The sequence below is a fragment of the Streptomyces sp. AC512_CC834 genome (assembly GCF_019049325.1).
GTDB lineage: Bacteria > Actinomycetota > Actinomycetes > Streptomycetales > Streptomycetaceae > Streptomyces.
This window is the reverse complement of record NZ_JAGMUO010000051.1, coordinates 7259-20115: the sequence shown is the minus strand read 5'-3', so window position 1 is coordinate 20115 and position 12857 is coordinate 7259. Positions and strand designations below refer to the sequence as shown.

Here is a 12857-nt window from a genome sequence, read left to right as displayed (position 1 = left end):
CCGCTGACTGTCCGACACCGCTGACCACACCACCTGAGAGGAGATGGCCACCTGTGAGCAACGAGGAACGGCTCCTTCAATACCTCAAGCGCACTCTCGCAGAGCTGCGGGACGCTCGCAGATGTCTCGACGAGGCGGCACGCAAGCCCGACGACGAGTCCGTCGCGGTCGTGGGGATGGCGTGCCGTTTCCCGGGTGGTGTGGCGTCGCCGGAGGATCTGTGGCGGCTGGTGTCGGACGGTGTGGACGCGGTGTCGGAGTTCCCCTCCGACCGTGGCTGGGATGCGGGCGTGTTCGACCCGGAGCCCGGGCGGGCGGGGAAGACGTACGCGAAGGAGGGCGGTTTCCTTTACGACGCGGCGGACTTCGATCCCGACTTCTTCGGTATCAGCCCGAACGAGGCGCTGGTCATGGACCCCCAGCAGCGGCTGCTCCTGGAGTCGTCCTGGGAGGCCGTGGAGCGTGCGGGCATCGACCCGCTGTCTCTGAAGGGCAGCCGCACCGGCGTGTTCGCGGGCGTGATGTACCACGACTACGCCCAGGGGAAGGAGGCGGGCAGCTCCAGCGCCGGCAGCCTGGTCACCGGCCGGGTGGCCTACACCCTCGGCCTCGAGGGACCGGCGGTCTCCGTCGACACGGCGTGCTCCTCGTCGCTGGTCGCCCTCCACACGGCCGCGCAGGCCCTACGCCGCGGAGACTGCACGCTCGCCCTGGCCGGCGGCGTCACCGTCATGTCCAACCCCGAGATGTTCGTCTACTTCAGCACGCAGAGCGGCCTCGCCAAGGACGGCCGCTGCAAGTCCTTCTCCGAGTCGGCCGACGGCATGGGCTGCTCGGAAGGAGTGGGCGTGCTGCTCCTGGAGCGGCTGTCCGACGCACGTCGCAACGGTCACCCGGTGCTCGCCGTGGTGCGCGGCAGTGCCGTCAACCAGGACGGCGCCTCCAGCGGGTTCACCGCTCCCAACGGCCCCTCGCAGCAGCGCGTCATCAAGGCGGCCCTGTCCGGCTCACGACTGGCCCCGGGTGACGTGGACATCGTCGAGGGGCACGGTACGGGTACGACGCTGGGTGACCCGATCGAGGCGCAGGCGCTGCTGGAGACGTACGGCCAGGACAGGGCGGCGGACCGTCCGCTGTGGCTGGGGTCGATCAAGTCGAACATGGGCCACACGCAGGCTGCGGCGGGTGTCGCGGGCATCATCAAGATGGTCATGGCGATGCGTCACGAGACGATGCCCAAGTCCCTGTACTCCGACGAGCCTTCGTCCAAGGTGGACTGGGACGCGGGTGCTGTGCGTCTGCTGACGGAGGCCCGGGAGTGGCCGGCGGCCGAGGACGGGCGCCCGCGGCGTGCGGGTGTGTCGTCGTTCGGTCTGAGCGGGACGAACGCCCATGTGATCGTGGAGGAGCCGCCGCTGGCGGAACCGGCGGAGGTGACCTCCGAGGACGGCGAGGTCATGGACGCGGTGCCGGTTGCCGAGCCCGAGGCGTCGGCTGTGGGTGCTCCGGTGGGTTCGTCGGTGGTGCCGTGGGTGGTGTCGGGGCGTGGCGCGGGTGCGGTGGTGGCGCAGGCGGAGCGGCTTGCCGGGTGGGTGGGTGAGCGGCTCGAACTGTCGCCGGTGGATGTGGGGTTGTCTTTGGTGTCGTCGCGGGCTGCGTTGGAGCGGCGTGCGGTGGTGGTGGGCCGGGACCGCGAGGAGCTGCTGACCGCGCTGGGCGGGGTGGAAGGCTCGGTGGTGCGGGCGCGTGCGGGTGGCCGGACGGCTGTGCTGTTCACGGGTCAGGGCAGTCAGCGGCTGGGGATGGGCCGGGAACTCTACGACGCCTTCCCGGTGTTCGCGTCTGCTTTCGATGCGGTGTGTGGGCGGTTGGACGGTCTGCTGGGGCGGTCGTTGCGTGAGGTGGTGTGGGGCGATGATGCCCGGCTGCTGAACCGGACGGTGTTCGCGCAGGCGGGGTTGTTTGCGGTGGAGACGGCGTTGTTCCGGCTGGTGGAGTCCTGGGGTGTGCGCCCCGACTTCGTGGCGGGGCACTCGATCGGTGAGGTGACCGCCGCGCATGTGGCGGGAGTGCTGTCCCTGGAGGACGCGGCGACGTTGGTGGCGGCGCGGGGCCGGCTGATGGACGCGCTGCCCGAGGGCGGAGCGATGCTGGCCGTAGAGGCCACCGAAGAGGAAGTCCTGCCGGTGCTGTCCGACGGTGTCGGGATCGCCGCCGTCAACGGGCCCACGTCCGTGGTGGTGTCCGGCACCCAGACCGACGTCGACACGGTCGCTGAGCACTTCACCACGCTGGGTCGGCGGGTGTCCCGGCTGCGGGTGTCGCATGCGTTCCACTCGCCGTTGATGGAGCCGATGCTGGAGGAGTTCCGTGCGGTGGCGGCGTCGCTGTCGTATGCGGAGCCGTCCCTGCCCGTCGTGTCGAATGTGACGGGTGCCCTGGCGGTGGCGGGGCAGTTGACGGACCCCGAGTACTGGGTGCGTCACGTGCGTGAGGCCGTCCGTTTCGCCGACGGGGTGGCTGCTCTGCATCAGCAGGGTGTGGTGCGGTTTGTGGAGTGCGGCCCGGACCCGGTTCTGACGGGTCTGGCCCGGCAGACTCTCGACACGGCTGCCGATGAGGTCATGTTCGCGTCCGTGCTGCGCAAGGACCGTCCGGAGGATGTGACGGCCGTGACGGCGCTGGGGCAGGTGTTCGCCTCGGGCGGCACCGTCGACTGGACCGCCTTCTACGCCGGACGCGGCGCTGAACGCGTCGACCTGCCCACCTACGCCTTCCAGCGGCGCCGTTACTGGGTCGATGCGCAGGTCGGTGGTGGTGACCTCGGTGCGGCGGGGTTCGACACCGCCGAGCATCCGCTGTTGAAGGCCGCGCTCACCCTCGCCGACAGCGACGGCGTGGTGCTCAGCGGACGGCTGTCGTCCCGGGCGCATTCCTGGGCGAGGAAGAACGACGTGCTGGGCACGGCGCTGTTCCCCACGGCCGGATTCGTCGAACTCGCTCTCGCGGCGGGGGCGTTCGTCGGCTGTGACGGCGTGAGCGAGCTCAGCGTCGACGTGCCTCTCGCACTGTCCGAACACCAAGAGCCGACCTTCCAGGTGTCCGTCGCGCCTGCGAACGAAGACGGCAGCCGTAAGGTGACCATCCATTCCAAGGGGATGGACGCGGACTCACCGAGCGTTCTGCACGTGACCGGAACTCTGACGGTCGAGACGCAGCAGTCGCACGCCGATCTGACTCAGTGGCCGCCGCCCGGTGCGACCTCCGTGGATGTCGAGGAAGCCCGCGGAGCACTGTTCAGGCGCGGATACGGGCACGGGCCCGCACTCGAGGCCCTCTCGGCTCTGTGGCGGCGCGGTGACGAGGCCTTCGCCGAAGTGACGCTCCTTGGGTTCGAGGGCGCACCGGACGAGGCCGAGGGCTTCACCGTTCACCCGGTGCTGTTCGAGGCCGCCGCCCTCCTGCGGCATTTCGTCCCCGGTGCGGAGGACGGAGTAACGCTGCCGCTGGAGTGGGAGCGGGTCTCCCGGCACGCACCGGGTGTCACGACCCTGCGCGTACGTGTGGCGCGCCCGCAAAGCACGGAGGGTACCGAGGGCTTGGTCTTGGACCTGGCCGACTCGGCGGGCGGCCCGGTGTTGTCGGCGGGGTCTGTCACCTCCGCCCCCATGACACAGGACAGGCTCGCCCTGGCCACCGGAAGCCGTCCTGATGCCATGTTCCGCCCGCAGTGGCAACACCACGACGTGTCCGCGTCGTCCGCGCCGTCCGAGCAGAAGACGTGGGCGGTGCTCGGCACCGACACCTCCGGCGCTCTGGGGCAGACCTCTGTTCCGGTCCACCCCGACGTCGCCTCCTTCGCCGAAGCCGTCGCACGCGGGGACGCGGCCGAGGAGACCGTACTCATGGTCGCCGCGCCCGCTGCCTCCGCCGATGCCGACACCGACGCGGACCGGGACGTGCTGTCCGACACCCGTTCCGTGCTGGAGCGGATACGCCTGGCAGTGCAGTCCTGGACCGCGGACGAACGGCTCGGCTCGGCCCGGCTCGTCGTGGTCACGGAGGGCGCCGTCTCCGCCACCCCGGACACCGCGGGGCTGGTCCAGGCCGCACTGCGTGGCCTCGTCAGCTCGGCCCAGGCCGAGGACCCGGACCGGTTCGGGCTGCTGGACCTCGATGGTTCCGAGCAGTCCCGCGCCGCGCTGCCCGCTGCCCTGGCGCTCCTGCACGACGGGGAACCGGACGTTGCGATCCGCGAGGGCCGGCCTCTCGTCTCCCGGCTCGTCGCGGCCGATCCGGCCCTCGGATCCGGCACCTTCGGCCCGGCGGCCCACACCGCCCCGGTCCCGTCCCGGCCGTCCATGGCCGAAGGAACGGTGCTGGTCACCATCGGCGTTGACGGCAACGGGATGCTGATCGCCCGGCACTTGGCCGACCACCACGACGTACGGCATCTGCTGCTCGTGTGTGACAAGGAGGCCGCGGCGCCCGACGTGAGCGACCTGCGTGCCGCCGGCGCCGACGTCGTCGTGCGCTCTTGCGACCTGTCCGACCGGCAGGAACTCGCCGGGGCGATCGCCGACGTACCGGCAGGACAGCCGCTGAACGCCGTGGTGCACACGGCCTTCACCGCGGCCAACGGCCTGTTCGACGCGATGACCCGGGACCGCGTCGAGACGGCGCTGCTGCCTAGGGCGGGCGCCGCCTGGCACCTGCACGAGCTCACCCGGGGTGCGAACCTCGCGGCGTTCGTGCTCGTCTCGTCCTCGACCAGCCTGCTGCACGGTGTCGGCCAGGCCAACCAGGCCGCCGCGGCCGGATTCCTGAACGCGCTCGCCCAGCACCGCCGCGCCCAGGGACTGCCGGGCCTCTCCCTGGCCTTCGGCCCGTGGAGCGGCGGGTCCGACGGAACGGAGGACGCCGCGCTCCGGCAGCGGGCGAGCGAACTCGGCACGCCCTATCTGGAGGCCGGGGAAGGACTCGGTCTGTTCGACCGTGCCCTGGCCGTGTCCATGGCCAGGACAGACGGTGGCGAGGGTGACGGCGACGGTGAGGACGGAGGCGTCCTGGTTCCCTTGCGCCTCGACCGCGCCGCTCTGCGCGCCCGTCCCGATGAACTGCCGGCCGCGCTGCGCGGCATCGTGAGGGTGCCACGTTCCTCGGCGGGGGCCGCCGACACGGGCCGTGAACTCCGCAGGCGGCTGCTGTCCCTCACTCCCGAGGAGCGGGGCCGTCAACTCCTGGACCTCGTCCGCTCACAGGTCGCCTCGGTGCTGGGTCATGCCTCGGCGACCGCCGTGGAAGCCGACCGGGCCTTCAAGGACCTGGGATTCGACTCGCTGGCCGCGGTGGAACTGCGCAGGCGACTGGACCGGATGACCGGCCTGTCCCTGTCGGCAACGCTCGTCTTCGACCACCCGAACTCCCGCGCGGCGACCCAGTACATCGACGGTCTGATCCTCCCGGAGGACGGCGCGGGCCCGGCCCAGGAGGTGCTCGGCGAGGTCGACCGGCTGGAGGCGCTGCTGACCGGACTGAGTGCCGAAGCGGCCGGGCTTGAGCAGGAACGCATCACCAGCCGGCTCGAGGCGCTGGTGCGTAGCTGGCACGACGCGAGGGGCGGGGCCACGACGGACGACTCCTCGGCCGGCTACGAGTCGGCCACGGACGAGGAGCTCTTCGACGTCCTCGACAGCGAGCTGGGCATCGCGTAGCCCGGCGTCGGCGTCGGCGTCGGACCGGTCCAGGTCCAAGTTCAGGTCCAGGTTCAGGTCCACGAACCGTATGAGCAGAACGGATTGAGGGGGAAGAGGGACAGATGGGCAACGACGAGAAGCTGCGCGAATACCTCAGGCGCGCGACGTCGGACCTGCAGCAGACCAAGCGGCGCCTGCGCGAGGCCGAGTCCCGGCAGCACGAGCCGATCGCGATCGTGGCCATGAGTTGCCGCTATCCCGGTGGCATCACCTCGCCGGAGGACCTGTGGGACCTCGTGGGCTCGGGCGGTGACGGCATCTCCCTCTTCCCCGACGACCGTGGCTGGGACGTCGCGGAGCTGTACGACCCGGAACCGGCCACACCCGGCAAGACCTACTGCCGTGAGGGCGGGTTCCTGCACGACGCCGGTGAGTTCGACGCCGACTTCTTCAAGGTCAGCCCGCGAGAGGCCCGGGAGACCGATCCTCAGCAGCGGCTGCTGCTGGAGACGTCCTGGGAGACGTTCGAGCGGGCCGGCATCGATCCGCTGTCCCTCAAGGGCAGCCGCACCGGTGTGTTCGCCGGTGTCGTCTACCACGACTACTCGGCCGACAGCGGCACCGGTTCGCTGGCCAGCGTCGCCTCCGGGCGGATCGCGTACACCCTCGGTCTCGAGGGTCCGGCGGTCACCGTGGACACGGCCTGCTCGTCCTCCCTGGTCGCCCTGCACTGGGCCATCCAGGCACTGCGCGCGGGGGACTGCTCACTGGCACTGGCCGGTGGCGCCACCGTCATGTCCACCCCGGTGTCCTTCGTCGGCTTCAGTCAGGACCGTGGTCTGGCCCCCGACGGCCGCTGCAAGGCGTTCGCCGCGGCGGCCGACGGCACGGGCTGGGGCGAGGGCGTGGGCATGCTGCTGGTGGAGCGCCTGTCGGACGCACGCCGCAACGGCCACCCCGTGCTGGCGGTCGTCCGCGGCAGCGCCGTCAACAGCGACGGGGCGAGCAATGGTCTGACGGCCCCGAACGGACCGTCGCAGCAGCGGGTGATCCGGCAGGCTCTGGCGAGTGCACAGCTCGCTGCCGACCAGGTCGACGTGGTGGAGGCACACGGTACGGGTACGACGCTGGGTGACCCGATCGAGGCGCAGGCGTTGCTGGCGACGTACGGCCAGGACCGTCCCGAGGACCAGCCGCTGTGGCTGGGGTCCATCAAGTCGAACATCGGTCACGCGCAGGCCGCGGCCGGTGTCAGCGGCATCATCAAGATGGTCATGGCGATGCGCCACGGCGTGATGCCGAAGACGCTGCACGTGGATGCGCCCAGCCCCAACGTGGACTGGACGGCCGGCAACATCCGGCTCCTCACCGAGCGGATGGAGTGGCCCGACAACGGTCACCTCAAGCGGGCCGGGATCTCGTCGTTCGGTCTGAGTGGGACGAATGCGCATGTGATCGTGGAGGAGCCGCCGGTGGAGGAGCTGGCGGAGGCGTCGGCTGCGCGGGTTCCGGTGGGTTCGTCGGTGGTGCCGTGGGTGGTGTCGGGGCGTGGCGCGTCTGCGGTGGTGGCGCAGGCGGAGCGGCTTGCCGGGTGGGTGGGTGAGCGGTCCGAACTGTCGCCGGTGGATGTGGGGTTGTCTTTGGTGTCGTCGCGGGCTGCGTTGGAGCGGCGTGCGGTGGTGGTGGGCCGGGACCGTGAGGAGTTGCTGACCGCGTTGGGGTCGGTGGCGGCGGGTGAGGGTGCCGCGGGTGTGCAGCAGGGGGTGGTGTCGGATGGTTTGACGGCTGTGCTGTTCACGGGGCAGGGGAGTCAGCGGCTGGGGATGGGCCGGGAACTGTATGACGCCTTCCCGGTGTTTGCTTCTGCGTTTGATGCGGTGTGTGGGCGGTTGGACGGTCTGCTGGGGCGGTCGTTGCGGGAGGTGGTGTGGGGTGAGGATGCCCGGCTGCTGAACCGGACGGTGTTTGCGCAGGCGGGGTTGTTCGCGGTGGAGACGGCGTTGTTCCGGCTGGTGGAGTCCTGGGGTGTGCGCCCTGACTTCGTGGCGGGGCACTCGATTGGTGAGGTGACCGCTGCGCATGTGGCGGGGGTGCTGTCCCTGGAGGACGCGTCCGTGTTGGTGGCGGCGCGGGGCCGGCTGATGGACGCGCTGCCCGAGGGCGGGGCGATGCTGGCGGTGGAGGCCACCGAGGCAGAGGTCCTGCCGGTGCTGTCCGACGGTGTCGGGATCGCCGCGGTCAACGGGCCGACGTCTGTGGTGGTGTCCGGCACCGAGGCCGATGTCGATGCCGTGGCTGAGCACTTCACCACTTTGGGGCGGAGGGTGTCCCGGTTGCGGGTGTCGCATGCGTTTCATTCGCTGTTGATGGAGCCGATGCTGGAGGAGTTCCGTGGGCTGGTGGCGTCGCTGTCGTATGCGGAGCCGTCCCTGCCCGTCGTGTCCAACGTGACAGGTGCCCTCGCGGTGGCGGGGCAGCTCACCGACCCCGAGTACTGGGTACGTCACGTGCGTGAGGCCGTCCGCTTCGCCGACGGGGTGGCTGCCCTGCATGAGCAGGGTGTGGTGCGGTTTGTGGAGTGTGGTCCGGATCCGGTTCTGACGGGTTTGGCCCGGCAGACTCTCGACACGGCTGCTGATGAGGTCACGTTCGCGTCGGTGCTGCGCAAGGACCGTGCGGAGGATGTGACGGCGGTGACGGCGCTGGGGCAGGTGTTCGCTTCGGGCGGCACTGTCGACTGGACCGCCTTCTATGCCGGACGCGGCGCCGAACGCGTCGACCTGCCCACCTACGCCTTCCAGCGGCGCCGTTACTGGTCGACCGCCAGCATGCCCGCCGAGGCCGGACCGGGCCACAGCTCCGCCTCTGTGGCCCGAAGCACCGAGGGCGTCGGACCGGTGGACACCATTGACGCCGCCTTCTGGGATGCGGTGCAGAGAGGAGACAGCTCCTCACTCGCCGCGGAGTTGGAGCTGTCGGCGGACGAACTCAAGCCGGTTGTACCAGCGTTGGCTGACTGGCGTCATCGTCGTAAAGAAGCGGCTCTGCTTGACTCCTGGCGCTACCGCGTGACTTGGAAGCCGACCGAAGCGTCGGCGTTCGACACCCCGGCGGACGCTTCTGCCACCGCGGAGACCTGGCTTGTCATTCGGCCTTCGGCCGGAGCGGGCGACACCGCCTCGCGTATCACCGAGGCACTCGCCGCAGAGGTGGAGGTCGTGTCGCTGGAGGTCGCCGACCCCGACCGTGCCGCGCTGGCCGGGGAACTCCGTGCGGTGGTCTCGGCCGCCGGTCCCCGCCGGATCCTCTCGCTGCTCGCGCTCGACGACCGTCCGCACCCGCGCCACCCGGTGCTCACCCAGGGAGGCGCCGCGACCGTACTTCTCGCGCAGGCGCTGCAGGACGCCGAGGTCACCGCACCCCTGTGGTGCGTCACCAGGGGCGCTGTCGCCGTGGACGACTCGGCGGAACTTCTCAGTCCGCACCAGTCGGCTCTGTGGGGGCTGGGCGCGAGCCTCGGTCTGGACGAGCCGGGCCGCTGGGGCGGCATGATCGATGTTCCCGAGACGCCTGATGCCCGGGCGGTGCGCCGCCTGAGCGCTGTGCTGCGCGCGGACAACGGTGAGGACCAGGTCGCCGTCCGGCCCAACGGCGTGTTCGTCCGGCGCATGGTTCGTTCCCCGCTCGGCGTCGACCCCGGCACGGCGACGCGGAGCCAGGACATGGACGGCTCCGGGACAGGACCCGGCTCCCGGCGCCGTTTCGTCGCCGGTGGCACGGTTCTTGTCACGGGTGGCACGGGCGGGCTGGGCGCGCACGTGGCCCGCATGTTCGCCCGGAACGGCGCGGAACACCTCGTACTCACCAGCCGTCGCGGTCCCGCCGCGGAGGGCGCCGAAACCCTCACGACGGAGCTGGAGCTTCTGGGCGCCCGCGTCACGATCGCCGCCTGCGACGTCGCCGACCGCACCGCTCTGGCAGCCCTGCTGGAGTCGCTGTCCGACGGCCCGGCCCTGCGGGCGGTGGTCCACGCGGCCGGCCTGCCGCAGCGCATCGCCTCCCTGCCCGAGCTGGACCTGGAGGAGTTCGCTGAAGTCGGCCGGGCGAAGATTCTGGGTGCGCTGCACTTGGACGAGCTCTTGGCGGACCGGCCGCTGGACGCGTTCGTGCTGTTCTCCTCCGGCTCGGCCGTATGGGGCAGCGGTGGGCAGGCGGCGTACGGCAGTGCCAACGCTTTCCTGGACGGTCTCGCCCACCGGCGCCGTGCCCGCGGACTGACGGCCACGTCCGTCGCCTGGGGTTCGTGGGAGGGCGGCATGGTCGACGCCGAACTCAGCGCGATCATGCGCCGCATGGGCGCGCCGGCGATGACGCCCAGCACGGCCGTCGGCGCGCTGGGTCAGGTGATCGACGGCGACGAGAGCCACCTTGTGGTGGCGGACTTCGACTGGTCACGGTTCGTCCCGGCCTACACGCTCGCCCGGCCTCGTCCCCTGATCGATGAGATTCCCGACGTACGGGCGGCCCTCGCCGGCGACACCGAGGAGGAGTCGTCAGGGTCCGCCGCACCGGAGTTCGCGACGCGGCTGGCCGGGCTGCCGAAGGCCGAACAGAGCCGGGCGGTGCACGAACTCGTCCGTTCGCACGCGGCGGCCCTGCTCGGATACGACGACGCCACCGCGCTCGACACCAAGCGGGCCTTCGACGACCTGGGCTTCGACTCCGTATCGGCCGTCGACCTCAGAGGACGGCTGAGCACCGCCACCGGCAGGAAACTGCCCAGCACCATGGTCTTCGACTACGCCAACCCGGCGGCGCTCGCGGACTTCCTGCTCGCGGAACTGGCCCCGGCGGCCGAAGGGTCGGAGCGACTGCCGCTGCTGACCCAGCTCGAGCGGTTCGAGGCTGCGGCCGTCGGTCTGGACCCGAAGGAGATCGAGGCCGACCGGATCGTCTCCCGGCTCCAGAGCCTTGCGGCACGACTCAACGACGTCGTGGGCGCCGAGGCGGACGAGGCCGCGGACGTCGGCCAGAAGCTGGAGTCGGCATCGGCCGACGACGTCTTCGACTTCATCGACAAGGAACTCGGCCTCACCTGAGTGAGCACACCGCAGGCCTCTTCCCATGCACGACGGGCGGCCCGTGGCAGGACCGGCTCACGGCGTCATCGGCCCCACCCGGTACGTGACAAGCCGTTCCGGCCCATTTGACCAGCCCTCCCGGCTCGCAAGACCGGGCTTTCGAATTACAGGACTCGGAGAGACTGAGATGGCGAACGACGAGAAGCTTCTCGACTATCTCAAGCGTGTCACGGCCGACCTCCACCAGACCCGGCGGCGCCTGCAGGAAGTCGAGGGTCAGGAGCCGGAGCCGATCGCGATCGTGGCGATGAGCTGCCGTTACCCCGGCGGCGTGAGCACTCCGGAGGAGCTCTGGCGGCTGGTCGACGAGGGTCGGGACGCCATCTCGCAGTTCCCCTCCGACCGGGGCTGGGACATCGGCAGGCTCTTCGACCAGGACGGGGACCGTTCCGGGACCAGTTATGTCCAAGAGGGCGGCTTCGTCCACGACGTCGGTCACTTCGACCCCACGTTCTTCGGTATCAGCCCGCGTGAGGCGCAGGCCATGGACCCCCAGCAGCGGCTCATGCTGGAGGTCGCCTGGGAGGCGTTCGAGCGCGGGGGCATCGACCCCACCTCGGTCCGCGGCAGCCGAGTCGGTGTCTTCGCGGGCTCTGGCATCCAGGACTACCAGTCACTCCTGGACGCGGCACCGGAACTGGCCGAGGCCTACATGACCACCGCCGGCTCGGCGGCCGTCATCTCCGGCCGGGTGGCCTACACCCTCGGTCTCGAGGGTCCGGCGGTCACGGTGGACACGGCGTGCTCGTCCTCCCTGGTCGCCCTGCACCTGGCGGCCCAGGCCCTGCGCTCGGGGGAGTGCTCCCTGGCCCTGGCCGGCGGCGTCATGGTGATGTCCACTCCCTCGCCGTTCATCGCCTTCAGCAAGCAGCGGGGACTCGCTCCCGACGGCCGCTGCAAGGCGTTCGCGGAGGCCGCGGACGGCACCGGCTGGTCCGAGGGCGCGGGCATGCTGCTGGTGGAGCGCCTGTCGGACGCGCGCCGCAACGGCCACCCGGTGCTCGCCGTGATGCGCGGCAGCTCGATCAACCAGGACGGCGCGAGCAACGGCCTGACCGCCCCGAACGGTCCGTCGCAGCAGCGCGTCATCCGTCAGGCCCTCGCCGCGGCCCAGATACCGGCGTCCCAGGTCGACGTTGTCGAGGGGCACGGTACGGGTACGACGCTGGGTGACCCGATCGAGGCGCAGGCACTGCTGGAGACGTACGGGCAGGAGCGGTCGGAGGACCGTCCGCTGTGGCTGGGCTCCATCAAGTCGAACATCGGTCACGCGCAGGCCGCCGCCGGTGTCGGCGGCATCATCAAGATGGTCATGGCGATGCGGCACGGCCGGATGCCCCGCACCCTGCACGTGGACCAGCCCTCGACGCACATCGACTGGTCCGCCGGCAAGGTACGACTGCTCACGGAGCCCGTGGAGTGGCCCGAGGGCGATCATCCGCGCCGCGCCGGCATCTCCTCGTTCGGCGTCAGCGGTACGAACGCGCACATCATTCTGGAGCAGGCTCCGCTCCCCACGGCCGAGGAGACCGAGACCGCCGGTGCGGACACCCCGGCACCGGCTGTCCGGTCCGGATCCGTGCTGTGGTCCGTCTCCGGTCGCAACGCCGACAGTCTGCGGGCGCAGGCCGAGCGTCTCCACGCCTACGTCGACGGCGATGCCACGCTGTCGCCGGTGGATGTGGGGTTGTCTCTGGTGTCGTCGCGGGCTGCGTTGGAGCGGCGTGCGGTGGTGGTGGGCCGGGACCGTGAGGAGCTGCTGGCGGCTTTGGGGTCGGTGGCGGCGGGTGAGAGTGCCGCGGGTGTGCAGCAGGGGGTGGTGTCGGATGGTTTGACGGCTGTGCTGTTCACGGGGCAGGGGAGTCAGCGGCTGGGTATGGGCCGGGAACTGTATGACGCCTTCCCGGTGTTTGCTTCTGCGTTTGATGCGGTGTGTGGGCGGTTGGACGGTCTGCTGGGGCGGTCGTTGCGGGAGGTGGTGTGGGGTGATGATGCCCGGCTGCTGAACCGGACGGTGTTC

2 protein-coding genes and 1 pseudogene are annotated in these 12857 nt (G+C 70.7%); all 3 read left to right on the top strand.

Going from position 1 to position 12857, the window contains the following annotated elements:
- Positions 1 to 71: 71 nt before the first annotated feature.
- Positions 72 to 5714, top strand: a pseudogene (locus KUM40_RS19065) (beta-ketoacyl synthase N-terminal-like domain-containing protein); the annotation flags it as partial.
- Positions 5715 to 5818: 104 nt separating this feature from the next.
- The gene (locus KUM40_RS19060; protein WP_217167202.1) at positions 5819 to 10795 is read left to right on the top strand and encodes a type I polyketide synthase; all 4977 of its coding nucleotides are present in this window, start codon (positions 5819 to 5821) and stop codon (positions 10793 to 10795) included.
- Between the two features lie 25 nt (positions 10796 to 10820).
- Positions 10821 to 12857: type I polyketide synthase (locus KUM40_RS19055; protein WP_374227395.1), on the top strand; the 2037-nt coding region annotated here is incomplete at its 3' end.

Coding starts and splice junctions, on each gene's coding strand:
- KUM40_RS19060 (WP_217167202.1), top strand. CDS start 5,819: ATGGGCAACGACGAGAAGCTGCGCGAATACCTCAGGCGCGCGACGTCG.